We start from the raw sequence: 24,806 nt of genomic DNA, 5'->3' as shown, positions 1-24,806 counted from the left end.
TGTGCTGGTTTTTATTGCAAACCGTTATCACAGCGTGACTATTCTGACAAATTTCGCAGCGGGCAGTTATAGTTAGCCTGTGACTATCAGGTTTAAGAACAGGGAAACTATGATTCGCTTATTCTCGCTCGCGTTAATGCTTGCTGCCATAACACCCGGTGCGCTGGCCGTTACGTACCCACTTCCACCTGAAGGCAGCCGTCTTGTCGGCACCCCCGTTACGGTCGTGGTCCCCCAGGGGAATACCCGGCCGTTGGAGTATTTCGCGGCGCAGTACGGGCAGGGGCTGAGCAACCTGCTGGAAGCGAACCCTGGCGTAGATCCTTTTTTGCCCAAATCCGGCACCCGGCTGGTGATACCTCAGCAGCTGATTTTGCCCGACACCGTCCGCGAGGGCATTATCGTGAATGCGGCGGAAATGCGTCTTTACTACTATCCGCCTGGCAGCAACACCGTGGAAGTGCTGCCCATCGGCATCGGGCAGGCCGGGCGCGAAACCCCGCGCAACTGGGTGACGGCCGTTGAGCGTAAGCAGGAGGGGCCAACCTGGTCTCCAACGCCAAATACTCGCCGCGCCTATGCGGCAGAAGGAAAAGCGCTTCCTGCATTCGTGCCCGCCGGGCCGGATAACCCGATGGGGCTGTATGCGATTTATATCGGCAGGCTGTACGCCATTCACGGTACAAACTCGAATTTCGGCATTGGGCTGCGGGTGAGTCAGGGCTGTATTCGTCTGCGTAATAACGACATCAAATACCTTTTCGATAATGTTCCCGTAGGCACTCGCGTGCAGCTTATCGATCGGCCTGTTAAAGTCACCACCGAGCCGGACGGCAGCCGCTGGGTGGAAGTTCACGAGCCATTATCACGTAACCGCGCGGAATTTGAATCAATCCGGAAAGTGCCTCTGCCCATTTCAGCCGCGCAGCGGACGCAGTTGATAAACGAGGGCGCGGGCGCTGAACTGGAACGGCGGTCGGGGATGCCGGTTAAGATAGGCATGTAAGGGCATTTTGCCCGGTGGCGCTGCGCTTACCGGGCCTACAATCCCGTAGGTCGGGTAAGGCGAAGCCGCCACCCGACAATTTTACCAGACGCAGAAAAGCAAAAAGCCTGCTTTAAAAGCAGGCTTTTTAAATTTGGCTCCTCTGACTGGACTCGAACCAGTGACATACGGATTAACAGTCCGCCGTTCTACCGACTGAACTACAGAGGAATCGTGTGAACGGGGCGCATATTATCGACCTGCGTTCGCCTTGTCAAAGGGTGGATCAACCCCTTTTGATCGTTTGCTGACAAAATCGGCAAAGTGATGTTTTTGACAGCGGAATGCACCGTCATGGTGCGGGTATACCCCTAATGGGGCAGATCATAAACTGCTGTTTCGGTAATAAAACCCCCCTCTGTAATTAGGTTTCCTTATTTTCAGGCGCTTAGCGAACAATTTAGACCGCCTGGTAAAAGTGGCATTCATATTGCAAAACCTGTTCAACAACGACAGCCGGTTCCGGCACAGCATTTCGAACAGGGGGCAAAATGAACTTAAGACGACTGAAATACTTCGTAAAAATCGTCGATATCGGCAGCCTGACTCAAGCGGCAGAAGTGCTGCATATCGCGCAGCCTGCGCTGAGCCAGCAGGTGGCTACTCTGGAAGGTGAGATGGATCAGCAGCTGTTGATCCGCACCAAACGTGGCGTCACGCCAACGGAAGCAGGCAAGATCCTGTATACCCACGCGCGCACCATCCTCCGCCAGTGTGAACAGGCGCAGCTGGCGGTGAACAACGTGGGCCAGACCCTGAGCGGACACGTGTCTATCGGCCTGGCGCCGGGAACGGCCGCGTCCTCTATTACCATGCCGCTGCTGCAGGCCGTCCGCGCAGAGCTGCCTGAAGTGCTGGTGTACCTGCACGAAAACAGCGGTTCTGTACTGAATGACAAACTGCTCAACGGCCAGCTGGATATGGCGGTCCTTTACGATCGCTCCCCGGTCGCCGGCATCACCAGCCAGCCGCTGCTGAAAGAAGATCTCTATCTTGTGGGCACCCGTGACTGTCCGGGCCAGAGCGTAGATCTTACCGCTGTGGCAGAAATGAACCTCTATCTGCCGCGCGACTACAGCGCTGTGCGCGTGCGCGTGGATGAAGCGTTCTCCCTGCGTCGCCTGACCGCCAAAATCATCGGTGAAATTGACTCAATCTCCACGCTCACTGCGGCCATTGCCAGTGGAATGGGGGTGACGGTTCTGCCAGAGTCCGCAGCACGCTCGCTGTGCAGTGCGGCAAACGGCTGGATGGCGCGGATCACCACGCCTTCGATGAGCCTGCCGCTGTCGCTAAACATGTCTGCACGCGGTTCGCTGTCGCCACAGGCGCAGGCGGTAAAAGAGATTTTGATGTCGCTGGTCAGCAAGCCATCGCTTGAGAACCGTGAACTCCAGCTCGTGAGCTGATATTCCATAAAAGCATAAGATGCTGGTTTTTATTATTTGTTCTGCAGCTCAGCTGACTCTAACAATAGGGTTATGTCAGATGCGCCGGAGTGAATCGTGAATTTCCAGCAACTTAAAATTATCCGTGAGGCGGCCAGGCGGGACTACAACCTGACCGAGGTCGCCAATATGCTTTATACCTCTCAGTCTGGCGTCAGCCGCCATATTCGCGAGCTGGAAGAGGAACTGGGCATAGAGATCTTTATCCGTCGCGGCAAGCGACTGCTCGGCATGACGGAGCCGGGTAAGGCTTTGCTCACCATCGCTGAGCGGATCCTCAACGAGGCCAGTAACGTGCGTCGTCTGGCGGATCTCTTCACCAATGACGCCTCGGGCGTACTCACCATCGCCACCACCCACACCCAGGCGCGCTACAGCCTGCCGCCGGTGATTAAAGCGTTCCGCGAACTTTTCCCTGACGTCCGTCTGGAGCTAATCCAGGGGACGCCGCAGGAAATTGAAGGGCTGCTGCAAAACGGTGGGGCGGATATCGGTATTGCCAGCGAACGTCTGAGCAACGACCCGCTGCTGGCGGCCTTCCCCTGGTTCCGCTGGTACCACAGCTTATTACTCCCGGTCGATCATCCACTGAATCAGGTTTCACCTCTGACGCTCGAAGACATTGCGAAATGGCCGTTGATCACATACCGCCAGGGCATAACCGGACGATCGCGCATAGACGAGGCCTTCAACCGTAAGGGGCTAACGCCGGACGTGGTGCTAAGCGCGCAGGATTCTGATGTGATCAAAACCTACGTCGAGCTGGGTCTGGGCATTGGTCTGGTGGCTGAACAGTCCAGCGGAGAACGCGAAGACGGGAACCTGGTGCGTCTTGATACGCGTCATCTGTTTGACGCGAACACCGTATGGCTTGGCCTGAAGCGCGGGCAGCTGCAGCGCAACTATGTGTGGCGCTTTATCGAACTCTGCAACGCCGGGCTGTCGGTTGATGAGATTAAACGCCAGGTGATGGAGCCGGAAGAAGTGGCGATTGATTATCAGATTTAGCTGCTGGCTTGCCCGGTAGCGCTGCGCTGACCGGGCTCGTCACTTAGTTGAACGGATATTTTTTAAAGACCGCCTGTGATTCGAATGATTCGGCAAACGCCTGAATCTCGCTAAAATCCGCTGCGTTAACGACGTGCGGGATCATCGACTGAATGAATGTCCAGACGACCGTGCTGGTGACAGCAACCTGATCGGGAACAGCGGTGACCGGACGCCCCCCCAGTAAGGCATTCCATTCCCTGCAGGCCGCCAGCAGCTGGATTGTAATGCGTTCGACCCATGAAGCGTGCTGCTTTTCCAGCGGACGCTGGTTATGTTCATACACATTTTGCACGGCTTTCTCAGCGGCGGCGAGGATAAAGCCCAGCGTCTGAAGATCGTTTGCCTGCGCATCCGGAGCGACGGGCAGGAGTCTTCGCTCGGGGACGGCCTGAGCCTCAAAATAATTCAGGATCAGCGAAGAGTCCATCAGACGTATTCCGTTATCCAGAATCAGCGTTGGCGCTTTTACCGCGGGGTTGATTCGGGAGAATGCTTCGAAAGTGCTGAAGACTGACAGCGGCTGGCTTTCAAACTCAACGCCATAAAGCTCAAGGGAGATCGCCACGCGCCGAACATAAGGTGAATCCATCATGCCAACAAGCTTAATCATCATTCCCGTTTTCCTGTCTCTGTGAAATAACGCGTCATTGAAGAGGATGAACAGACATTACAATACAATCTGCATGGCGAATATCTTCAGTATCTTACCGCAAAGGTTAGTATTACTGACGTATGGGCAAGTTGCCGTTATAAATCCAGCGCAGATAAGGGAGTGCTTTCATGTCGGATTTTCCACCCATTGCCAGTTTGCGAAGCTTTGAAGCTGTCGCCCGTCTTGGCAGCGTGACGCTGGCGGCGAAAGAACTCCACGTCACCCATTCCGCTATCAGCCAGCAGATCAAAGTGCTGGAGGATAGGGTGGGCGTTAAGCTCTTTATCCGTCAGGGGCGTGGGGTGCAGATCAACGAAGAAGGGCGGCTCTATGCCTTACAGGTGCGCGAGGCGCTGAACCATATTGCGGATGCCACCCGGCTCGTACAGGTGAAGCCGAGAAAGCAGGAGCTGACGCTGGCAATGGTGCCGTCTTTTGGATGCCACTGGTTATTGCCGCGCCTGGAACGGTTCCGGGCGAAATATCCGCTTATCACCCTGCGGATCCAGGCCAGCCTGACGGTCACCAGCCTGCAGCAGGAGGGGATAGATATCGCGATACGGATGGGAAAGGGAAACTGGGAAGGGAGTGAAAGCCACTATCTTTTTTCCGATGAGCTCATCGTGGTGGCCGCGCCTGGCTATAACGGCGGTGTGCTGCCCGCTACGCCGGCTGAGATTGCAAAGAGTCATATTATTTTTTCCATGGAGTCGTGGAAAACGTGGTGCGTGAATGCGGGACTTGAGAAACAGATCGTGCCTGGCGGCTTATGTATTAACGACTCCAATATCATTATCGAAGCCGTTCGGCTCGGGAAAGGTATCGCGCTGGAGCGCCGCTCTCTGGTTCAGGATGCCATCACCCGGGGCGAGTTGGTCCAGCTAACCTCCATCACCGCGCCGTATCCCTGGCCTTACTGGCTGGTGACAGCGCAGTCAACGGAGGCGAAGCCGGAGGTGGGGCTTTTTGTGGCGTGGCTGAGCGAAGAGGTGGGAATCTGGCTTCAGCAGACGGCGTCCTGAGAACGATGTCAGGCCAAATACTGACGAATATCGGAAGGCGCATAGTTTTGTTCCCACAAAGCCCTCATCATCAACATATAGGGTTCAACATACGCAAAAAAAGCCTGATAGCTTTCACAAAAATAATTAAGCCGCGGAACACCGGATTGGGAAAGTGCTATGCGGTCTTTTACGCAACCGCCGTGGCAGGCGAATTCCATTTTGCAACTCGTACATTCTTCTACCAGTGTTGTTGTGGATTGCTCAACTTTGTGATTCACCGTACTTTTCTGCATCGTGGTTGCAACAGCTTGATTGCTGTCATCACTGGATGCATAAACGCAGGTCGGCGCAGATAACCCGCACCACGCAGCAAATGCATGCTCAAAAATGGGGATTTTAATCGTTCCAATGTCCAGGCGTATCCAGGTATAAAAAATCGTTTTCAAAAAAATCCCCAGTGCGGTGGGGGCAAGGCTTTGCGCATCCACACCACCTTGTGCAAGCGGTTTAAGTAAGGGGATAAACAACATATGGCGACTGCCAAGACTCTTCAAATAATGATAGATTCGCAGCGGTTGCTGGCTATTTATGTTATTAATGACGGTAAGCGTATTAAATGTAATGTTATGCTTTTGCAGTAACATCACGTTTGATTCAATCATATTAGTTACTGGGCTTTCAGACATCGTTTTGCTGAAAATTTCGCATGACGGACTACCGTCATCTACCGAAATGCAAATAAGAAAATGATTTTTTTTGAAGAATTCGCACCAGTCATCATCTAACGTAATACCGTGGATGAGTAATGTATTGATAATGTTTTTACCTTGTGCGAATCTCTGTTGTAACGCAATGACACGTTTTAAAAAAATTAACTCATCAGAAGTTAATTCACCATCCCGCCAGTAAAAATGCACATCGCCAGTTTCCCATGTGTCAATTTTCTGAAGAATATATTGCTTAAGCGTCGTATCGTCCATACAACCTGTTTGCCACTCCGGATACAGTCGCGTTTTATGGAGATGAACGCAATTTGTACAATGTAAATTACAGAGTGCAGTTAAGTGTTTTTCCGTCATAGGGCAACTTTCCATCGTTATAACAAATGATGCCATCCATAAATGAATGGCATCATTATTGTATTACTTACTGACTTCAACGCGCATTTCATTAACTTGTGCAGGAACGATTTTGTGCCCTGACTTCAGATAGTCAATGACTACATCGGACATATTATGACCGGCACGGACTTGTACATTTTTCCCTTCTTTAAATGCCAGAAAACCATCGCCTCCTAAAGCAAGGAATGTCGTCGTAGCAACATGGTAAGTCTCCGTATCGGCAATCTCTTTGCCGTTGATTGTGAACGATACTACGCGCTTACCTACGGGTTTCTGTGGCATATAATGCATTTCAGCCCCCTGTGACATTTGCAGTATGCCATTTGTGAGCGATGCTCCATGCTCCACCAGATTACGCAGCTCCTTGCCGCTGAGATCCATCTCTGTCAGTTCATTCTTGAAGGGGAATGTGCTGGTAATATCACCAAAGGTAATAGGGCCCGCGTTGAGATCGGCCCGTAAGCTACCGGAATTAATCAGAGCGACCTGTGCATTCGGTGCGGCGGCAAGCATTGCATCCGTAAACAAGTTTCCAAGTTGTGATGACTCGCCATAGGCACGGGTTAACGTGACAGGTGATTCACCGACCGGCTGGCGCACAATATCCGCGAGTTTTTTATTCCAGCCATCGATAACCTTCTGTGTTGTTGGATCTGGTTTCCATTCATCAGCATAAAGTGTTTTCAGTTCGAAGCTTTTCACCTCATGGGTATGCGTGGCAGGTTTAACATCGAGTACCAATTTACCCACATCGATACCGCCGCTGTCAGTAGAGAGGATTAACGTATCCCCCACTTTGATAGGTTCTGGTGTTCCTACGTGAGCATGCCCGGTGATAAGAATATCAAGTCCTTTGACCTGGCTCGCAGTCTGAATATCTTTATCCAGTGCACGCCGGACATCTGTATTCCCAATGCTGGACTGACGCGCCGGAACACCTTCATGAACGAGCGCGACGGTAACGTCAACCTTGCCGCGCAGCTCATCCAGGTAGTGCTGCAGATATTTCACCTCATCGAGAGCCTCAATCCCCTGGTTCTTAAGGGCCGCAGCTGATTTATCAAAGCGGTTGTTCTTATCATTATCGAGACCCTGGATCGAGAGTTCTGAAATCGTGTCATTAAATGCAAACACACCGTGCAGTCCAATAACACCTATTTTTACACCATCCTTTTCCAGGATGGTGTACGGTTTGTTCCAGAAAGGTATCTCGCTGTCCTTATGGAATACATTCCCCAGCAGAACAGGGAAGTTCGCTTTACTTAACTGGCGTAAGAGATTATCCCAGCCATGGTCAAATTCATGATTGCCAATTGATACCGCATCGAAGGGCATAGTATTCATAATATCAATTATCGCTTCCCCCTTTGTCAGGCTGCTGATATAGGGGCCGGTAAAGTAGTCACCTGCATCAAAATAAAAGGTGGCTTTGTTTTTTGCTTTCTCCTGCTTTACTAAGGTCGTGATATTAGCGAATCCGCCAATTGCGCGTTGACCGTTTGCGACATAAGGGAGTTTGTAAGTATTGACATGCGCATGGAGATCGTTGGTATAGATAATAGTGACATCTTTGGCGCAGGCCCAGAATGGCAACGTCAACAGAATGCCTGCTGCAATCATTTTTGTCTTCATGGTTAATTCCTTGCAGTTATATTTAAAAAGCGTAACCAACAGTTAAATAGTATGCCCACCCTGTAGAATCTATAGAGATGATATCTCCATCGCTGCTAAATGCTTTGCTACCTTCATCAAATTGTCCACCATGATAGAAATAACGAAGGGTCGCGCCATAGTTCCAGTGAGGATAAACTAAACTGAGTATATTGGTGGAAACAATAGAGCTATTGGTCCTGGAGTAAAATTTCTGCTCGCCGCCTGACTCGTCTTTAAGGTCTGAACCAAAATCAAAATTGGTAAAGCCGACGTAATTTAGTTTTCCACCCAATATTGTTGTAATTGGGATAACATATTTGACTTTGAAGCGATATCCATCCCACTCGTTTTCGTTGGCAGCATTGTAATTGTTTCCTTGATATTTGGCATAAATATTTGCAGATAACGACATCGGTAGTCCCGTATCAATATCGGTCCCAATCCCGATATACCATGTGCTCTGACGTTGTCCTGCATTACTTCCTGCATCATAGATATAGTTATGTGCAAAATACCATTCTTTAAATGGACCAAAGCTGAGGTCGATCCCCGTCAATTTGTCGATGCTAAAACGCGGTTCTATCTCCATAAAAAATGGAGAGCCATTATCCCAAATGCCGATATCATTATCATTGCCTATACCAAAAAACTTAGGTAAGTCCGCATAGCCATAGAAATCAAACCAATCCACATGTGCCCATGCACGATATTCTGGATATAAGTCTGCTCTTTTTAGAGGCCCAAACCGAGTGGAGTTACTCCCTACGATATTGATACTTTGATGCCACAAGTCTGATAGGTATTCGTTATTCCCAGAGTCTGCTAATGCTACCGTGGGTAAAAGCATAAGTGCGCTTGATAATATGTATTTTATTTTTTTCATAAGTAGGGATTCCTTCCACAGAGATTTTTTAATAAAGACGGTTTATGTTATGGTAAATACATTATTGAAACTATTTGGACGTGCTTACATCGACCACTCTCATTTCAAGATCGGGTTTCAATGGATTGTGGGCTTTGACATAATCAATAATTGACTCTGCAGAGGTGGTGCTGTTGATAGTTTTGACATTCGTTCCTTTTAAGAATGTCTCAAATCCATCCCCTCCCGTCGCACAAAATGAGTGTGTAGCAACCCGATATGTTTTGTCTGGATCTACCGGTTGATTATTAATAGTGAATTTAATGATCCGTTCACCCAGCGGTTTTTTACTATCATATTCAACGTGAACACTTTTTGACACTTGTAAAACGCCATTGGTAAGATTTGTTGCATGAATCATTAAGTCGGTGAGATCTTTTCCGGTGAGATCCATTTCAACCAGTTCGTTATTAAATGGGAAGGTAGTAATGACATCACCATATCGTAAATTTCCTTGTGGGAAATCAGCACGCAAACCTCCGCTGTTTTGTAATCCTACGACGGCGTCCGGTGCTTTGGCCATCATGGCGTCAATAACTAAATTACCAACAGGTGACGATTCACCATAAGAGCGCGTGAAGGGCGCCGTTGTCGACCCAATAACCTGGTCAGTAATACTTTTCAGCTTAGCATTCCACTCATCAATCCTGGCTTGAACTTTAGGATCTGGCTTGTATTCATCTGCAAATACAGTGATTAATTTACCGCTATAGCCATCAATTTTTTTAGTCTGAGGATTAAAATCAAGGACTAATTTACCAATATCAGTACCATATGCATCTGTTGAAACAATGAGAGTGTCATTGACTTTAATTGGCTCTGGTGTTCCCACATGAGCATGGCCTGTGATTAACACATCAATACCCTTAAATTTCTTTGCGGTATCGATATCAGCTTGCAGCATTCTGGCTACGTCTTTGTTTCCATAACTTGATTGACGCGCTGGCGTACCTTCATGGATAAGCAGGACGATGATATCCACTTTGCCTTTTAATGCATCAAGTCCTTTTTGAATATAAGGCACTTCATCACGAGCCTCTGAACCGGCATAAGCCTTAGCCGCAACGGTGTCATAAAAAGCAAATTTCTGATGTACTCCAATTACGCCAATTTTTATGCCATCTTTTTCGATAATCGTCCAGGGATTATCCCAGACGGGTTTGTCACTGTTGCTATAAAAAACATTACTCAGCAAAACAGGGAATTTCGCTTTTGATAACTGCTTAACCATATTATCAACACCATGATCAAATTCATGGTTCCCCACTGACACAGCATCAAAAGGCATAGCGTTCATTATATCAATAATGGCTTCACCCTTGGTCAGGGTGCTTATATAGGGTCCGGTAAAGTAATCTCCCGCATCGAAGAAAAAGACATCTTTATTTTTTTTCTTAGCATCATTGACGATGGTCGCTATATTAGCAAAACCGCCAACTGCACGTTCTTTATCGACGGCTGGAATTTTCCCTGGAGAGACATGTGCATGTAAATCGTTGGTGTAATAAATAGTCACATCCTTCGCGCTAGCTGATGCGATTAACGTAGCGGACATGCACAATGCAATCAGACTAAGCTTTATATTTTTATTCATAATGAGTCCCTTTGAAAAAAGCAAGAGTTTAAATAAGGGTTCATGAAGATGTATGAACCCTTTTAATATGCACAGTCGAATAAACTGTTATTTTTTCACATCAACAACGCGCATGCCGTTGAGCTGCTCATCCGTAATGGTATTGCCCGTCTTGAAGTAATCGATCACTGCGTTAGAAACGTAGTAACCGCCTGTTGTATTACGCGCTTTACCCTCGGTAAAGGTGGTAAAACCATCCCCGCCGTCGGCAAGGAAGCTCTGGGTGGCAATGTGGTAGACTGTCGCATCCTCAATCGGTTTACTATTAAGGGTAAATGCGACGACCCGCTGACCGACCGGTTTACTGCTGTCATATTTCATCTCCAGGCCTTTCGATACCTGCAAGACGCCATTGCTTAAACTTGCGGCATGCTCCATCAACGTACGCAATTGTTTGCCCGTGAGATCCATCGTGGCCAGTTCGTTAGGGAATGGGAACGTACTAATGACGCCGCCTATTGTAATCGCACCAGACGGGATCTCATTACGAATACCACCCGAGTTGGTTAAGGCCAGCTGTGTATTTTTACCCGCTGCTGCCAGCAAAGCATCCGCAGCCAGATTACCCAGCGAGGCTGATTCACCATACGCACGCGTCAATTCAACCGGCGACTGCGCCACCGTTTTTTGAACCTCTTCATCAAGTTTCTTATTCCAGCCGTCGATTACCTGTTTCGTCTGCGGATCGGGCTTCCACTCATCTGCATAAATGGTCTTAAGCTCAAAATTCTTCATCGTAAACTGATGCGGCTTCGTGTAATCCAGTACCAGTTTACCCACATCAATACCGCCGCTGTCGGTCGAGAGGATCAGCGTCTTGCCTACTTTAATCGGTTCCGGCGTACCGACATGCGCATGTCCCGTAATCAGAATATCCAGACCTTTCACCTGGCTTGCGGTTTGAATATCTTTATCCAGGGCACGGCGTACGTCGGTTCCGCCCATGCTGGACTGACGCGCCGGCGTGCCTTCATGAACCAGCAATACGGTCAAGTCGACTTTTCCTTTCAGTTCATCGAGATAGCTCTGCAGCCACTTAATTTCATCCCGGGCTTCAATACCTACGCGCGTTGCCGCAGAAACGGTATCATTGAAGGCAAACACGCCGTGCAAACCAATGACGCCAATTTTCACACCATCTTTTTCGATGATGGTATAAGGCTTATCCCAGAATAATTTGTTGCTGTTCTGATAGAATATGTTGCCCTGTACAATAGGGAATTTCGCCTGGCTTAGCTGTAATAACGTATTATCCCAGCCATGATCAAATTCATGATTACCTATCGTAACAGCATCAAACGACATGGTATTCATAATATCAATAATTGCTTTTCCCTTCGTTAAACTACTAATATACGGACCCGTAAAGTAGTCACCTGCATCAAAAAACCACGTTGCTTTGCTTTTTTGTTTTTCCTCTTTTACCATCGTGGTGATATTTGCCCAACCACCGACATCGCGTTTACCGTCAGCGATCCATGGGACTTTATAAGGTTCGACATGAGCGTGAAGATCGTTGGTATAAATAAGCGTGACATCCTTGGCACAGGCCCAAAATGGTAATGTCAACAAAATACCTGCGCTAATCGCTTTTATATTCATCATCAGTTCCTTTCTGTTATATAAAGATTCGTTACTTTACATTCTGAAAGCGTTTTTTATGCGAGCCTGCTCACACAATCAGCCTGGAGTTATAAGGCAAAATCAGCGATCTCTTAAAATCGTTGGTGACTCATATTGGCTATATTTACGATTAATACCTGCAAATCGTTTGGTTGCCGCAATTTAGGGCTGCCAATATCTGCCTCTGCTGATTACAGTTGGCCAGACTATAGACTGGGATTTCCGGCATTACACTGTCGGGCATGCGGGAGTTATCCTCCGCTGTTTGATGAGCAACAATTTAATGAATGGCTTTCTGCTCACTTAAGCGCATATGCCTCAGACAACGGTTATTTTTGCCCTGAATGTTATAGCCAGGAAACTATTTGTTATGGTTATAATCCGCAGAGAACACAGCGCGTTCAGTGCCGAGCCTGCAGAAAAGTCTGGACACCCAAACGGCAAACACAAAGAAAAATTGTTCCCCCAGAACGGATTGAAACTATTTCACTCATTGTGCCGTTCCAGGGGAGTAGTGCAGAACAGAAACTGTATGTTCTTCTCAGTTTCGATGCCGACCGCGGTAGTGTTCTTCATATCTCCACCAATTTTACTCAGCATGCCAGCGGTGACACGTTAATGTATCACTGGCGTGGGAATATTGAGCCTGATTTGCACCATAGTGATATCGTAAATCGCGTTGATATGCGCGAGATGCAATTTCTACATCGGAGCCAGTTTGATGAAATTCAGTATGGAAGTGCGGCTCTCAAGCGTAACGCCAGAGGAGCGATTTTGCGTCCTGTTATTGTGGCTCACGGGCATTTTCGCGTGCTGAACATCCTTTTTCCTCAGATAAAGAAACATGCTATTTCACACGAATGTTTTCTTCGAGGAGCTGTTATTACCGCCTGGGCAGATCTTTTTCGCCAGCGAGAAGGTGAGCTTTGGTTTATAGAAGAGGAAATCAATGAAGCTGAGAGTGATATACCCTGGACTTTTCTGCGAACAACACAGCACGGCTGGTGGCAAACTCAGTGGCAGCTCTGGGGACAGGGGAAAAACCGCAGGATGATATGTCCTTTGACAGGGGGGGATAAGCATAACGCTAAAATGCTCTCTTTAACGGCCAGCAGGAACTTTAGCCACTGGCTAAACAAACAAACTGCATTTACCCACAGTGCCAAACTATCCGCTGGGCGCGTAACGCAAATTCTCCTTTCCCTTGCGACAGAGTATAACGATAAACTTACGCAAACATTGTCTGGGACGAGTACCGGCTAAATCTATTCGGTGATAAAGTTATGACCTACGTTCCTGGGATATAACATCAAGGGTCCATGCAGATACATGAACCCTTTTAACATATGCAGTGAGATCAATGGGAAATTAGAACCTGATGATCAATTGCTCATGTTTTTTATTAATTTGCATGAATGGATGCCGCAGTGATTACGTCAGTAAGCTCCGTTTCGTTAAATAATCGTGCACGATAGGCCTCCGCAGGGAACTGAGGTGCGCCATCAGGGAGAGAAATTACATCGTAGATAGAGGCAATCATATTGCCGTTCACATCGGAGATAAAGAATGAACGAGCATGGTTGGTAAAAATAACGAAGTAATCATCGTGGTCAAACACGCCACCCATAAAATCAGTCCATTGGACGATGGGGGTTGTTGGCAGTTCGATAGGTGCGTGGATTTCCATGGCTGTTTTGGCTGCCATGTCTACCGCGTAGAAGAGAATACGCGCCGGCGGTGTTGAATAGGCATCGGTGGTCGCCTTGTCGTTCATCGGGCGAATGACAGGGGCGCCAGTTGCATCAAGACACGATCGGTTATCAAACACAGATAAAACAAATTTTCCCACGGTAGGATCGATATTTCCTGCAAATGCACTGTTATTAGTGATACATACGGTATGAGCACCATTTTCAAAGTTTGTAATACCGGCGTTATCAATATGAACAGTGTCTGGATTTACCGGGAACTGTGGGTTGTAATTACCTGTATCGATCACCCACAAGATACTCCCATCAGCGATAGATATGCCAAAAGTCGTACTTGTTGAGCGGGAATGAACAATAACTGCCTCATCATTGTTTGGACTGCCTGCAATCCATGACAACGAGTTTAAATGAATATCATTAGGCGTACTGTTATTCAGGATTTGCGAGCCGCTATACTCACTGGTGTAATTTTTGGCCCAAATCATTTTCCCTGTCTGATCGTTGAATTTTAGAACCAGAGCATCCTGCCCCCTCGTATTGGTGATCCGATTCGGGATGTCGTTACCAAACATATAAACATCGCCCGCAGAGTCCCAGACTACATCGTGAGTGTTTCCATAGTGATTGCCATCAGAATCACGCATGTCGAATTCAAAGATGACATTACCCATAATGTCAATTTTGAAAAAACGACGACCGTACCACGACATATCTTCATCGCTACCGGTATAGAGGTAGCCATTGTGGATTCGCAACGGCTGGAGATGATAAACCGATAAGAAGTTAAAGCGCAGGTCACCATTTTGGTCATAACCACGGCCAGTGGATTCCATTAACCAGCTGTTTCCCCATACAGAGGTAAATAGTGCAGGATCGGTTTGTTCAATATCGAGGTGGAAGATGACAGATGTATCATATACCTGATCTTCCGTGCTAATAGTGAATGCTTGATTGAAAACTTCAGCTCCAGCTTCATCCTTAAACACGACCTGCACGCTGTTTGCATATTGCGCATAAAGACCAATAACCGGGATCTTTATGTTTTGTGAAAAACCATAAATCAGATCCGATGTATAGGTAAAATCTACGCTGGTTGGGCTGGTTGTCCGTTTTGATACGGTGTAAGAATAACTTACTGGCGTATCTGAGGTAAAATAAAGATATGCCGCGAGCTGGTTGTCGGCCGGTGCAAGTTCATTTTTAATATAAGTAATTGTCATGATTGTATTCCTTTTTGTTTCGTTCAATGAGATATGTGTTTTTTGTCAGCGAAATAAAACATCGCTAATAGAAATAGCGAGCAAATAAACGCCTGACGGATAGTTTCATGCTTTGGTAATTAAAAGCGGTTTTGTATTATAATTCTCCTCTTATAAAATAGTTGAGTAAACAGGGCATGGTTTATCATCCAGCAAATGCCGGTGTGCCGTATTCTCTGCGAGAATAGACCTCTCAAATATTTAGTTCTTATTCAGGATACATCTTTCGTGAGAGCTGAAAATGAACCCCATCCTTTATTTCCGTCCAGTTGCCGCCCCACTCAACATCAACAGATAACTCCTTAGCAGCCTGAAACACAGCCGTAGCAATCGTCTGATAATGTTTAAACTCCCATGATGCTGTGCCGTTTATGACTGCGAATACATCGACGGCGTGCCCGGTTAAATGCCTGCTTTTTGAGGTCAATGATTTTCCTGCTGCCAATAGCTCAAGCTGTCGCTTTTGATTTCTTAATCCTTCTGAAATACCGAAATCAATAGGTGATAATTTCAACGCTTTTCTCATTACATCAACAAGGTCTTTATGTACGCCTTTGAGATTCCTTTCAGTCGTTTTACTAAATTCATGATTTATCATTGCTATCTCCAGAGATTTTTTTCCAGTAATAATTAAGGGCAACAACGCCCATGGCACCTGATATACCGCTGACGGCAAGAGAAGTATGAAATACTGTTCCCAGGCTTTGTGACATCAAGCCAGCAAGTACACCGGTAAATCCTGACACAATAATTTGTGCTATTGCCGAAAATAAACTTCTTCTCGAATGGCCAGACTTAACGTCAAGGAGATATCTAACAAGTCCTCCCCACGCACCGAATAATATTATGTAGATCCAGCTAAAAAATGCATTTGATGATGGGTCTTTCCATGGCAAAACAATTACCTCCATAGGTGTATAAATAATGAAATTTACCTCATGATGAGATTGTTTTTTTCTGACCTAACAATATGTTTTTGCTATGCAGTAAATAATAAACGTTGAGCGACCCTGTTTTGTGATGAATCTCACACGGAATGCAATTAATAGTTTTTGTCGATCAATTAACGCTTAATGATAGCTATATATTATTGATGTTGGTGATTATATTTAGCAGCGGAATATATAAGAGGAACCAGTAGGAGAGCGGGAATGGGATAAGGCTTTTGTACTCTGGATTTGGATAACGGGAAGAGATAAACCAATACGCTGATGAGCGAATCAGGGGCTGGGATGTAGTGACTTATTATTGGAATTAGGGACATGCTGCTGCATCAATTCAATGATCCAATCAATAAAAACGCGCAGTCTGGCGTTGACATGGCGGTTCGGCGGAAATGCCAGGTACAGGGGCATTGGATTAATACGCCAATGTTCAAACAGTGGAATCAAAGAGCCACAAGCCTGATGAGCTGCCGCCATATAGACTGGCAGCGCAATCACGCCTAACCCGGCTAACCCAGCTTCGAGGTAAGCATTGCCATCATCCACGGAAAGTACATAGCTGCCCGTGATTTCAATATGTTCACTCTCACCGTGCAGTACCAGAGGATCAATCTTACCAGTGCGTGAGGACAAGAATCCTACTATGCGATGCTCCGTATTTTCCAGCTCTCGCGGATGCACAGGGGCGCCAAGGCGTTCCACATAACTCGGTGCGACGTAAACACCGATTTGCAAATCGCCGACATGGCGTGCGATCAGGGACTGGTCGTTGATTTCGCCACCGCGCAGCACGCAATCCACGTTGTCGCCGATCAGATCCACCACCCGGTCACTCACGCCCATATCGAACTGGATATCAGGGTAGCGCGCGTGAAAAGCCGGTAGCGCGGGCACCAGCACCAGGCGGGCGAGAGGAGTGGGCACATCCACCCGTAGCCGTCCCCTGGGCGTCATCGCCGAACTGGACAGGCTGTTTTCAGCATCCTCCATGTCCGCCAGCAGCCGGATGACGCGCTGGTAGTAGACTGCGCCATCAGGAGTGACGCCGAGCCTGCGGGTGGTGCGATGGAGCAACTTGACGCGCAGGCGCGCTTCCAACTGCTGAATAAGCTGCGTCACCGTGGTTTTGCTCATATGAAGCGTTTGGGCAGCCTTTGTGAAACTACCTGCCTCCACCACTCGAGCAAAGGCGCGCATCGCATCGAAACGATCCATCCCTTGTCCTCTCTTTTCACCGATTGTTTGGATATTACAAACAATGATGGACAAAGTCGCTTGTTTATCCGCTCGATCCTTCACCAGTAAAGTGTCTTTATGTTCACCGGGCTGATTTCGCCCCATTACAAAGGTGTAAATATGACAACACGCGAAGCAGTTTTTGCCTTCGGACGGCAGGCGCTTTATGAGCGCAATCGGTATTCACCCGCCATCAAATCTAACGGCTTCCTGTTTGTTTCGGGGCAGGTTGGTAGCCGGGAGGATGGTTCGCCTGAAGAGGACCTAAAAGCGCAGGTCCGGCTGGCATTCGATAACCTTAATGCTGTTCTCACGGCTGCGGGCTGCACATTCGGTGACGTGGTTGACGTTACCCTCTATGTCGTCGATCCCGAGTCAAACCTCGACGCTATCTGGAGTATCCTGCCAGAATATTGGGGGGAAGCGCCTTACCCTACGTTAACCGGGATCGGCGTGACGTGGCTGTACGGATTCCAGTTTGAGATTAAGGTGATTGCCAGGCTGCCCTAGCGTTACGGGTCTCTCCGCCAGTCGACAGATCAGACAGAGGAAAATTGATGAAAGCAGTGGTTTATGACGTGGAAGGCGCTCCAGGCGTCCTGCAGTATGTCGACGTCCCGGATCCGGTCGCAGGACCTGACGACGTCCTGATTTCTGTGGAGGCTATCTCGGTTGAAGGGGGAGATCTGATCAACCGGCACTCAACTCCGCCGCCTTTTCCTTCATGGATCGTTGGCTACGCGGCCGCGGGGGCAGTTGTTGCCGTCGGATCAAAAGTCCGTAGCCGAAGGGTTGGGGACAGAGTGACTGCTTTTAGCATACAGGGATCGCATGCGGAACGTTGGGCTGTGCCTGCGGAACGCACCTGGCTTATTCCGGATGGAGTGGATGCAGCAGACGCGGCAGTGGTACCGATCTCTTTTGGAACCGCGCATCACTGCCTTTTCACACGAGGAATGATCCGACTTGGAGAAACCGTCCTGATTCAGGCTGCAGCGGGGGGCGTGGGGCTCGCGGCCGTTCAGCTTGCCTCACAAGCAGGCGCGACGGTCATCGGCGTGGCAAGCGGAACGCAGCGAATAAACCGGTTGCTGGAACTTGGTGCCGATCATGTCGTGGATCGTGCAAAGAATAACGTCGTGGACAGGAGAGTTTTCATCAGGGGGATCCCGGAGAGCCTGCCCTGCTTCCGTCTGGATATCTCCGGGTAAACGGGATTGCTTCTCTTCTGAAGGTGGGGGGCAGGTTCTCTTCTGTGCGACCTCGGGGAGCGCGGGTTCAGCAATACCGAGCAACAGCTGTCGTTTCTGGCTGCGGTTGTCCGTTGCCAGCGCGACGGTATTATAATCAGTATTTAGTGCCTGGCTCATCAATCCGGTCAGCTCATCCCGGAGGTGATCGAATGAGAATCCCGCCAGTGGCCCATTAAAAGGTGACAGCGAGAGAGCGAAAATATCACTAAAAAAGGGCAATCCCGATTTCCCGGCTGACTGTTGATGCCAGCACTGTTCAGCATTACTGCGTAACAACAGAATTTTTTCGACTCCCAGGCGAGAAAGGCCACCATACAGTACATCCGGGATATGAGGTAACAGCAGTTCGACGGCTGACTCCATTTTACTGATATCGGATTGCGTAACCGGAAAACCATCATCACGTAATCGCTGTGCCAGTTGGGTTTGTGACAGCACGACAGCAGAAGTGTGCTGATACAACTCTCTGGCGCGACAGACCCCAAGCGCACGCTCGATGAATGTCAGTGAACCACGCATTTCGTTTTCAATCAGATGACCCAGCAGGCAGCACAGATTGCCTTCATCCACACTTTTTTCCTGTTGCCACGGGCGAAAAATACAGGCAACACTGCGGTATCTGTCGTCACGGGTTTCCTGCCACAATTCGTTGAGTATGGCCAGGCGTGTGTTGCCGCCGCTGGAGATCAGCTCACCTGGACGTTGTGTGATATGCGGAGGGTGCTCCAGTCCCCGTAAGCGAATTGAGGCCTTTATTTTCTCATAATCCGGGTTACGGGTGATTCTTGGGTTCATGTCAAACGGGCGTAAATCTTTAAGGGGGACAGTAATCAGCTTTTCAGGAAGGTTAGTCATGGTTGTTGCTCCTGTGAGATGGGCGCAACGGCCTCAGGTTGAGTTTATTCTCAATCCATTCGTCAATTTCATTTTCAAGCCATGCTACACTGGCAGGGCCTATCTTAATTGACTGCGGAAAATGGTCTTCTTTCATCCATGCGTAGATTTGTGAGCGATGGAGTCCGGTCCTGGCCTCAACCTGTTTTATGCGCAATAAATTGTACGGTGCCATCATTCTCTCCGGTTCAGTGGGACGGGAGAGTTTTATTACCGGTTAGTCAGTGCTGAGAACAGAATTAAATGAATTTCCAGTATGGGAATTCATTCGAAGTTTTACAGATTTACTTTCCTATTTCTCTGGTGAATGTTTTTCATCACTGAAAATCAGTAATGAAAGCACGATAATGCCTAGAATTATTAGTGTTTTATGGTGAATTAATGATGGTGTATCCATCACTGCTCGGAATTATTTATTGTACGGAAAAGGATTTTATTGCAGGGATAAAATGTAACTAAATAATTTGTAATTGATATATCAAATTCCGCTGCATCCGGAGTCATTCTTTTGACGGGGCTCTGGGTGACTTTTTACGTTGTTTACTCCGCCCTCTACTATCGCAGATTGTGGAGCATAGTTCAAAAAGCCATCAGGCAGTGATGAAATAAGGAGGGATTATAATTGTAAGCGTAAAAACTAATCTTTACAGCAAAGCTGGCTATCTGAGAGGTATGCTTTCGGATTTTCCATCGAAATGACATGTAACTAAAAATGTCATTGTTACAGTGAGTTAGCTATACAACAAAGGTACACATCCACATCACGAATACACTGCCATCATTGCACTGACTTAAATCAATAAAAGATCATATATACAGCATTCATCTGCCATGGCAGTTACTTATAGTTAATACCCCTGCAAATGATGTCATAAGCAGCTAACAAATCACCTTTTAACCCGATGCTTAGTGGTGCACGCTATTATAAAACAGTATAAAATTCTTAAGAATTTCCTAATTTCGGGCCTTTGATCTGAAAAGTTGATCTGTGTGAGTGATATGTTCTATCATCGCGCTGTAAAGATACCTCGTGATAACTATCACCACTGTCCAACAAAGGGAATGATATGGCAAATTCCAGCTTCCAGAATGAAGTGCCAAAAGCACGCGTCAACATCCAGCTTGACCTGCACACGGGTTCCGCCCAAAAGAAAGTAGAGTTGCCCTTAAAACTTCTCGCAGTGGGAGATTTCAGCAACGGAAAAGAAACTCTCCCGCTTTCTGAACGCAGTAAGTTAAATATTTCCAAAAACAACTTTAATAGCGTTTTATCCGAGCTTAACCCAGAGGTCAGCATTGATGTTGCCAACACCCTGAGAGGCGATGGCACTGAAGAAAATGTCAAACTCAGCTTTTCTGAAATGAAGGATTTCGAGCCTGAAGCAATAGCAAAGCAAATTCCTCAACTTCGAGCCATGTTAGCCATGCGTAATCTCCTTAGAGACCTCAAGTCAAACCTCCTGGATAACGCCGAGTTCCGCAGATCTCTTGAAACCATACTGAAAGACCCGGCTCTGAGCGAAGAATTAAGACAAGAACTGAATGCCCTTGCACCTGCCGAATAACAGTAGAATGTTTTTTTAATGGATTAACAGAGAGGATGCTGATGTCCATGAATACTGAAACACAATCGGTGCAGGGGAACACTACTGTACTTAAGAATAACCCAGACGGCGTGTATGCCTCGCTGTTTGAAAAAATTAATCTGAATCCAGTTTCTCGCCTGGGTGACATTACTGAATATCAGGACGACAGCGTCATGGCCGATGCCTCGGCAGATGAGCGAGTAACCGCAGCCATTCAGGTTTTCATGCAGGTCATTACGAAGTCTGGCCAGAAAGTTGAGAAGCTGGATAAATCATTGCTGGATACGCATATCGCTGAGCTTGATTATCAAATTAGTCGCCAGCTTGATGAAGTTATGCACCACCCTGAGTTTCAACGCGTAGAGTCACTCTGGCGGGGTCTTAAGCACACCGTTGACCGCACAGATTTCCGCCAGAACGTGAAAATCGAAGTGCTTGATGTCTCTAAAGACGATCTTCGTCAGGATTTTGAGGATGCTCCGGAAATTATCCAGAGTGGTCTCTACTATCATACATATTCGATGGAATACGACCAACCCGGCGGAGAGCCTATCGCCGCTATCATTTCGTCGTATGAATTTGATTCTTCCGCTCAGGATGTAGCGTTACTACGCAACATCTCAAAAGTTTCAGCTGCCGCACATATGCCGTTTATTGGTTCTGTAGGACCAAAATTCTTCCATAAATCCAGCATGGAAGAAGTCGCCGCAATCAAAGACATCGGTAACTATTTTGACCGTGCGGAGTACATCAAATGGAAAGCGTTCCGTGACTCTGAGGATTCCCGCTACATCGGTCTGACAATGCCACGTGTTCTGGGACGTTTACCTTATGGTCCGGATACCGTACCCGTGCGCAGCTTCAACTACGTTGAGGAAGTTAAAGGGCCTGACCATGAGAAGTATTTGTGGACCAATGCATCGTTTGCCTTCGCCGCCAATATGGTGAAGAGTTTTATCAATAACGGCTGGTGCGTACAGATCCGTGGACCTCAGGCTGGCGGTGCGGTTCAGGACCTGCCAATTCATCTGTACGACCTCGGTACCGGCAATCAGGTAAAAATTCCGTCAGAGGTAATGATACCTGAAACCCGTGAGTTTGAATTCTCGAATCTGGGATTCATTCCTCTAAGTTATTATAAAAACAGAGATTATTCCTGTTTCTTCAGTGCAAATTCCGCCCAGAAGCCTGCATTGTACGACACTGCGGATGCGACGGCCAACAGCCGCATCAATGCCCGTCTGCCATACATCTTCCTGCTGTCACGTATCGCACACTACCTGAAGCTCATCCAGCGTGAAAATATCGGTACCACCAAGGACCGTCGCCTGCTTGAGCTGGAGCTCAATACCTGGGTGAAAGGACTGGTAACTGAAATGACCGATCCGGACGATGACCTCCAGGCTTCACACCCGCTTCGCGATGCCAAAGTCATCGTTGAAGACATCGAGGACAACCCGGGTTTCTTCCGCGTGAAACTCTTTGCAGTCCCTCACTTCCAGGTTGAAGGCATGGACGTCAATCTGTCGCTGGTATCCCAGATGCCTAAAGCAAAAGCATAAGGCAGGACAGGGATGAAAATTTATCGTCCACTGTGGAACGAGGGGGCTTTACTGTCCCCTCAACAGTTCCAGCAGCAGGCTGAATGGGAGTCTTTTCGCAGTGCCGGTGCATCAGCGCTGGCATCCGCATTCCCCTGGGGTGTGGAAAAGATTGAGTTTAATGACAGTCTTCTTTCGTCCGGTCTGATCCAGATTACGCAGTTACGCCTCTGGCTGGAAGATGGTTCGCTGATTGACGCGCAAAGGAGTGATCTGCCTCCGGCACCACGTGAGTTAGATGCCAGCCAACTGGCTGGCCGTGATGCGGTAACCGTCGTTATCGCACTGCCTCACATGCAGCCAGGTGTGATCAACGTTGAACAGGAAGGCGTCAGCCCAGACCGGCCGCTCCGCTATCGTGAAGAGTGGGTAACATTGCAGGATGCCTTTGGCTCTGAAGAAGAGTCCATGGCTGTTGCCCGGTTTAATTTCAGCATCCGGTTTGCCCATGAAAGTAATGATTCCTGGAAAGTCTGCCCGGTAGCAAGACTGATACGGGATGGGCAAAATGCGTGGCGACAGGATCCGTCTTTTATTCCTCCCGTTGCGTCATTTGGGGCAAGCCCGGTCCTTCGCGAACGTCTGGTGCTGCTCAATCGTCAGTTACGCTCCCGACGCCAGCGTCTGATGACTATGCGTCGTGAAAGCAACGAAAGGCTCGCCGATTTTGCCGTCGCCGATGTTTCCCTTTTCTGGTTGCTGAATGCGCTGAATTCTCACGCCAGAGTCCTGACGGAATACGAACGATTCCCGGCACGACCACCTGAACTAGTATGGGCTGAACTCGCCCGTCTGGCAGGGAGTATGCTGACCTTCTCACTGGATCACGATCTGGACGCTATCCCGGGTTATGATCATGCAGAACCGGTCAATGCTTTCCTTCCGCTTTTTGACCTTGTTACCGAGCTGCTGGAAGCAAGTCTGCCATCCCGCGTTATTGCACTAGAGATGTCCCGCCCGGACGGACAGACCTGGAAGGCCAACCTTCATGATATCCGTCTGCGTGAAGAAGCCGATCTTTATCTCTCTGTACGCTCAGATGTTCCGGCCTGGCAGGTCGCCGACAAATTCCCTTCACTCTGTCAGGCCGGGTCCCCTGATGACGTCAATGTCATTTATGGCGCTGCACTCAGGGGTATTCCGTTGATTCCGGTGAGCAGGGTCCCGGCAGCGTTGCCTGTACGCATGGAAAACCAGTACTTCGCACTTGATATGGAAAGCCCCGCTGCGCATGAAATGCAGGAGCAGGGAGTGTGTATGTTCTATGTACCCGAGATGCTTGGAGCCCTGGAGCTTGAACTGTTTGCGGTGTTGCGCTCATGAGACAGGAAATCGATATCGACCAGCTGATGGCGGAGACGTGGCTCACCGTAACCATGCTGAAGAAAGGTGCTGTTACCCACAATGGCAGCGCACTTTACGACAAATGTGTTAAGCAGGTTGAACGTGTGCGTGATGCGCTGGTTCGCGCCGGATACGACGAAGCCAGTGTGGAGCATATCTCCTATGCCCAGTGTGCGTTACTGGACGAGACGGTGATGAGCCGCAAACCTGAAAAAACCGAAGACGGTGGAGAAATTCCCGTTGATGAAGGCCCGGTGGTCTGGCGTAAAGCTCCGCTTCAGGCGCGTTTTTTTGGCTCACTTCGGGCTGGTGAAGCGCTATGGGATAGCATTGCAGAGGTTCTGCGTCAACCCTCACCAAACCCGGCCGTTTTAACCTGCTATCACCGTGTTATTGCGCTGGGCTTTCAGGGGTTATACAGCCTGCAAGCGGTCAGCCAGTCGCAGCGTGATGAGGTAGTGAGAGCCCTTTCTGAACGTGTTTCTCCGCCTGATGCAGGCCTGTCTCTGGTTGTTCACCGGATGGGGAAACATCGCTGGAGTCTGATGCGCTCAGTCTGGTTCTGGATAGTGCTCGCCGTCATTCTTACCGGCGTTATCTGGTGGGGTGGTCACCTCTGGCTCCAGTCTCTTTTGTCAGCACAAATACCGGAGTTGCATGGCTAATGCGTAAATCAGTCATCATTCCGGTTGCCCTGCACACCTTTGCAGCTGTTGCCACATTGCTTTGGCTGCTCTGGTATTTCATTCCGATATTAGGCGACAATTACCCCGTCCGCATCGCGACAATTACTCTGGCCTGTTTGTAATCTGAGCGTCCTGTTTCTTCT

Annotated in this window: 23 protein-coding genes, 1 tRNA gene and 1 pseudogene; 12 read left to right on the top strand and 13 right to left on the bottom strand. The window is 48.4% G+C overall.

What is annotated here, in order from left to right:
• Nucleotides 1–109: 109 nt before the first annotated feature.
• Nucleotides 110–1,006: a L,D-transpeptidase gene (gene ldtA / locus FU672_RS03275; RefSeq protein WP_148242149.1), complete on the top strand. Its 897-nt coding sequence runs from the start codon at nucleotides 110–112 to the stop codon at nucleotides 1,004–1,006.
• Between the two features lie 134 nt (nucleotides 1,007–1,140).
• Here ldtA and FU672_RS03270 read toward each other — a convergent pair.
• Nucleotides 1,141–1,216, bottom strand: a tRNA-Asn gene (locus FU672_RS03270).
• A 320-nt stretch (nucleotides 1,217–1,536) separates the two neighbouring features.
• On the opposite strand from FU672_RS03270, the gene nac reads away from it, so the two are divergent.
• Nucleotides 1,537–2,454 (top strand): nitrogen assimilation transcriptional regulator NAC, encoded by a 918-nt coding sequence (gene nac, locus FU672_RS03265; RefSeq protein ID WP_008499475.1) that lies wholly within the window; start codon nucleotides 1,537–1,539, stop codon nucleotides 2,452–2,454.
• Nucleotides 2,455–2,550: 96 nt separating this feature from the next.
• Nucleotides 2,551–3,501: an HTH-type transcriptional regulator Cbl gene (gene cbl, locus FU672_RS03260; protein ID WP_148242148.1), complete on the top strand. Its 951-nt coding sequence runs from the start codon at nucleotides 2,551–2,553 to the stop codon at nucleotides 3,499–3,501.
• Nucleotides 3,502–3,544: 43 nt separating this feature from the next.
• Here the strand turns inward: cbl and FU672_RS03255 are convergent, their stop codons facing one another.
• A complete protein-coding gene (locus FU672_RS03255; RefSeq protein WP_148242490.1) occupies nucleotides 3,545–4,153 on the bottom strand; it encodes a glutathione S-transferase family protein in 609 nt (202 codons plus the stop codon).
• A gap of 170 nt (nucleotides 4,154–4,323) precedes the next feature.
• Here FU672_RS03255 and FU672_RS03250 point away from each other — a divergent pair, with 170 nt between their 5' ends.
• Entirely contained in the window at nucleotides 4,324–5,217 is an 894-nt protein-coding gene (locus FU672_RS03250) for a LysR substrate-binding domain-containing protein (protein WP_148242147.1), read from the top strand.
• 8 nt (nucleotides 5,218–5,225) lie between these two features.
• On the opposite strand, the gene FU672_RS03245 is transcribed toward FU672_RS03250, so the two are convergent.
• The 5 genes from FU672_RS03245 to FU672_RS03225 all read right to left on the bottom strand — a co-directional run bounded on the left by FU672_RS03245 (nucleotide 5,226) and on the right by FU672_RS03225 (nucleotide 12,130).
• Nucleotides 5,226–6,179 carry a radical SAM protein gene (locus FU672_RS03245; RefSeq protein WP_148242146.1) on the bottom strand — a complete coding sequence of 318 codons (954 nt, stop codon included), beginning with the start codon at nucleotides 6,177–6,179 and terminating at the stop codon, nucleotides 5,226–5,228.
• A gap of 162 nt (nucleotides 6,180–6,341) precedes the next feature.
• Nucleotides 6,342–7,952: a bifunctional metallophosphatase/5'-nucleotidase gene (locus tag FU672_RS03240; protein ID WP_148242145.1), complete on the bottom strand. Its 1,611-nt coding sequence runs from the start codon at nucleotides 7,950–7,952 to the stop codon at nucleotides 6,342–6,344.
• A 22-nt stretch (nucleotides 7,953–7,974) separates the two neighbouring features.
• Nucleotides 7,975–8,856 (bottom strand): nucleoside-specific channel-forming protein Tsx, encoded by an 882-nt coding sequence (locus FU672_RS03235; RefSeq protein ID WP_148242144.1) that lies wholly within the window; start codon nucleotides 8,854–8,856, stop codon nucleotides 7,975–7,977.
• Between the two features lie 70 nt (nucleotides 8,857–8,926).
• Complete coding sequence (locus FU672_RS03230) at nucleotides 8,927–10,489, bottom strand: bifunctional metallophosphatase/5'-nucleotidase (RefSeq protein WP_148242143.1); 1,563 nt, start codon at nucleotides 10,487–10,489, stop codon at nucleotides 8,927–8,929.
• Nucleotides 10,490–10,576: 87 nt separating this feature from the next.
• Nucleotides 10,577–12,130, bottom strand: coding sequence for a bifunctional metallophosphatase/5'-nucleotidase (locus FU672_RS03225; protein ID WP_148242489.1), 1,554 nt, complete (start codon nucleotides 12,128–12,130; stop codon nucleotides 10,577–10,579).
• Nucleotides 12,131–12,262: 132 nt separating this feature from the next.
• Between FU672_RS03225 and FU672_RS03220 the strand changes: the two genes are divergently transcribed.
• Nucleotides 12,263–13,414, top strand: coding sequence for a cytoplasmic protein (locus FU672_RS03220; protein WP_148242142.1), 1,152 nt, complete (start codon nucleotides 12,263–12,265; stop codon nucleotides 13,412–13,414).
• Between the two features lie 139 nt (nucleotides 13,415–13,553).
• Here the strand turns inward: FU672_RS03220 and FU672_RS03215 are convergent, their stop codons facing one another.
• From FU672_RS03215 to FU672_RS03200, 4 genes are all read right to left on the bottom strand, one after another.
• On the bottom strand, nucleotides 13,554–15,080 hold the full coding sequence (locus FU672_RS03215) for an aryl-sulfate sulfotransferase (protein ID WP_148242141.1): 1,527 nt from the start codon (nucleotides 15,078–15,080) through the stop codon (nucleotides 13,554–13,556).
• 247 nt (nucleotides 15,081–15,327) lie between these two features.
• Nucleotides 15,328–15,717, bottom strand: a complete 390-nt coding sequence (locus FU672_RS03210) for a M15 family metallopeptidase (protein WP_148242140.1) — start codon at nucleotides 15,715–15,717, stop codon at nucleotides 15,328–15,330.
• Nucleotides 15,704–16,015 carry a phage holin family protein gene (locus tag FU672_RS03205; protein WP_262348996.1) on the bottom strand — a complete coding sequence of 104 codons (312 nt, stop codon included), beginning with the start codon at nucleotides 16,013–16,015 and terminating at the stop codon, nucleotides 15,704–15,706. Before FU672_RS03205 ends, FU672_RS03210 begins: the two co-directional genes overlap by 14 nt.
• A gap of 324 nt (nucleotides 16,016–16,339) precedes the next feature.
• The gene (locus FU672_RS03200; RefSeq protein WP_148242138.1) at nucleotides 16,340–17,278 is read right to left on the bottom strand and encodes a LysR family transcriptional regulator; all 939 of its coding nucleotides are present in this window, start codon (nucleotides 17,276–17,278) and stop codon (nucleotides 16,340–16,342) included.
• Between the two features lie 141 nt (nucleotides 17,279–17,419).
• On the opposite strand from FU672_RS03200, the gene FU672_RS03195 reads away from it, so the two are divergent.
• Nucleotides 17,420–17,809 (top strand): RidA family protein, encoded by a 390-nt coding sequence (locus FU672_RS03195; RefSeq protein WP_148242137.1) that lies wholly within the window; start codon nucleotides 17,420–17,422, stop codon nucleotides 17,807–17,809.
• Nucleotides 17,810–17,856: 47 nt separating this feature from the next.
• Nucleotides 17,857–18,384, top strand: a pseudogene (locus tag FU672_RS03190) (alcohol dehydrogenase catalytic domain-containing protein); the annotation flags it as partial.
• Here the strand turns inward: FU672_RS03190 and FU672_RS03185 are convergent.
• The gene (locus tag FU672_RS03185) at nucleotides 18,331–19,407 is read right to left on the bottom strand and encodes a ParB family protein (RefSeq protein ID WP_148242136.1); all 1,077 of its coding nucleotides are present in this window, start codon (nucleotides 19,405–19,407) and stop codon (nucleotides 18,331–18,333) included. The pseudogene FU672_RS03190 and the gene FU672_RS03185 sit on opposite strands and share 54 nt — an antisense overlap.
• Nucleotides 19,400–19,621, bottom strand: coding sequence for an AlpA family transcriptional regulator (locus FU672_RS03180; RefSeq protein ID WP_148242488.1), 222 nt, complete (start codon nucleotides 19,619–19,621; stop codon nucleotides 19,400–19,402). The genes FU672_RS03185 and FU672_RS03180 overlap by 8 nt, the downstream gene beginning before the upstream one ends.
• A gap of 892 nt (nucleotides 19,622–20,513) precedes the next feature.
• Here FU672_RS03180 and tssB point away from each other — a divergent pair.
• Genes tssB through FU672_RS24840 form a run of 5 tightly spaced genes read left to right on the top strand, consistent with a single transcriptional unit; the run spans nucleotide 20,514 to nucleotide 24,785 of the window.
• Entirely contained in the window at nucleotides 20,514–21,011 is a 498-nt protein-coding gene (gene tssB / locus FU672_RS03175; RefSeq protein WP_148242135.1) for a type VI secretion system contractile sheath small subunit, read from the top strand.
• Between the two features lie 35 nt (nucleotides 21,012–21,046).
• The gene (gene tssC / locus FU672_RS03170) at nucleotides 21,047–22,594 is read left to right on the top strand and encodes a type VI secretion system contractile sheath large subunit (protein ID WP_187360776.1); all 1,548 of its coding nucleotides are present in this window, start codon (nucleotides 21,047–21,049) and stop codon (nucleotides 22,592–22,594) included.
• 12 nt (nucleotides 22,595–22,606) lie between these two features.
• The gene (gene tssK, locus FU672_RS03165) at nucleotides 22,607–23,956 is read left to right on the top strand and encodes a type VI secretion system baseplate subunit TssK (RefSeq protein WP_148242133.1); all 1,350 of its coding nucleotides are present in this window, start codon (nucleotides 22,607–22,609) and stop codon (nucleotides 23,954–23,956) included.
• A complete protein-coding gene (tssL, locus tag FU672_RS03160) occupies nucleotides 23,953–24,642 on the top strand; it encodes a type VI secretion system protein TssL, short form (protein WP_148242132.1) in 690 nt (229 codons plus the stop codon). The genes tssK and tssL overlap by 4 nt, the downstream gene beginning before the upstream one ends.
• Nucleotides 24,642–24,785: a hypothetical protein gene (locus FU672_RS24840; protein ID WP_187360783.1), complete on the top strand. Its 144-nt coding sequence runs from the start codon at nucleotides 24,642–24,644 to the stop codon at nucleotides 24,783–24,785. Before tssL ends, FU672_RS24840 begins: the two co-directional genes overlap by 1 nt.
• Nucleotides 24,786–24,806: the final 21 nt, after the last annotated feature.

Source organism: Enterobacter asburiae, assembly GCF_008080435.1.
Classification (GTDB): Bacteria; Pseudomonadota; Gammaproteobacteria; order Enterobacterales; family Enterobacteriaceae; genus Enterobacter; species Enterobacter asburiae_C.
The sequence above is the reverse complement of the archived record's forward strand: the minus strand, read 5'-3'. Positions and strand labels throughout refer to the sequence as shown.

What these genes read in the sequence shown, in the direction of transcription:
- ldtA (WP_148242149.1), top strand. Translation starts at nt 110, where the DNA reads ATGATTCGCTTATTCTCGCTCGCGTTAATGCTTGCTGCCATAACACCC.
- FU672_RS03235 (WP_148242144.1), bottom strand. Translation starts at nt 8,856, where the DNA reads ATGAAAAAAATAAAATACATATTATCAAGCGCACTTATGCTTTTACCC.
- FU672_RS03255 (WP_148242490.1), bottom strand. Translation starts at nt 4,153, where the DNA reads ATGATTAAGCTTGTTGGCATGATGGATTCACCTTATGTTCGGCGCGTG.
- FU672_RS03230 (WP_148242143.1), bottom strand. Translation starts at nt 10,489, where the DNA reads ATGAATAAAAATATAAAGCTTAGTCTGATTGCATTGTGCATGTCCGCT.
- tssL (WP_148242132.1), top strand. Translation starts at nt 23,953, where the DNA reads ATGAGACAGGAAATCGATATCGACCAGCTGATGGCGGAGACGTGGCTC.
- FU672_RS03250 (WP_148242147.1), top strand. Translation starts at nt 4,324, where the DNA reads ATGTCGGATTTTCCACCCATTGCCAGTTTGCGAAGCTTTGAAGCTGTC.
- FU672_RS24840 (WP_187360783.1), top strand. Translation starts at nt 24,642, where the DNA reads ATGCGTAAATCAGTCATCATTCCGGTTGCCCTGCACACCTTTGCAGCT.
- FU672_RS03195 (WP_148242137.1), top strand. Translation starts at nt 17,420, where the DNA reads ATGACAACACGCGAAGCAGTTTTTGCCTTCGGACGGCAGGCGCTTTAT.
- FU672_RS03240 (WP_148242145.1), bottom strand. Translation starts at nt 7,952, where the DNA reads ATGAAGACAAAAATGATTGCAGCAGGCATTCTGTTGACGTTGCCATTC.
- nac (WP_008499475.1), top strand. Translation starts at nt 1,537, where the DNA reads ATGAACTTAAGACGACTGAAATACTTCGTAAAAATCGTCGATATCGGC.
- FU672_RS03215 (WP_148242141.1), bottom strand. Translation starts at nt 15,080, where the DNA reads ATGACAATTACTTATATTAAAAATGAACTTGCACCGGCCGACAACCAG.
- FU672_RS03200 (WP_148242138.1), bottom strand. Translation starts at nt 17,278, where the DNA reads ATGGATCGTTTCGATGCGATGCGCGCCTTTGCTCGAGTGGTGGAGGCA.
- FU672_RS03210 (WP_148242140.1), bottom strand. Translation starts at nt 15,717, where the DNA reads ATGATAAATCATGAATTTAGTAAAACGACTGAAAGGAATCTCAAAGGC.
- FU672_RS03180 (WP_148242488.1), bottom strand. Translation starts at nt 19,621, where the DNA reads ATGGCACCGTACAATTTATTGCGCATAAAACAGGTTGAGGCCAGGACC.
- FU672_RS03225 (WP_148242489.1), bottom strand. Translation starts at nt 12,130, where the DNA reads ATGAATATAAAAGCGATTAGCGCAGGTATTTTGTTGACATTACCATTT.
- FU672_RS03245 (WP_148242146.1), bottom strand. Translation starts at nt 6,179, where the DNA reads ATGGACGATACGACGCTTAAGCAATATATTCTTCAGAAAATTGACACA.
- tssC (WP_187360776.1), top strand. Translation starts at nt 21,047, where the DNA reads ATGCTGATGTCCATGAATACTGAAACACAATCGGTGCAGGGGAACACT.
- tssK (WP_148242133.1), top strand. Translation starts at nt 22,607, where the DNA reads ATGAAAATTTATCGTCCACTGTGGAACGAGGGGGCTTTACTGTCCCCT.
- FU672_RS03185 (WP_148242136.1), bottom strand. Translation starts at nt 19,407, where the DNA reads ATGACTAACCTTCCTGAAAAGCTGATTACTGTCCCCCTTAAAGATTTA.
- tssB (WP_148242135.1), top strand. Translation starts at nt 20,514, where the DNA reads ATGGCAAATTCCAGCTTCCAGAATGAAGTGCCAAAAGCACGCGTCAAC.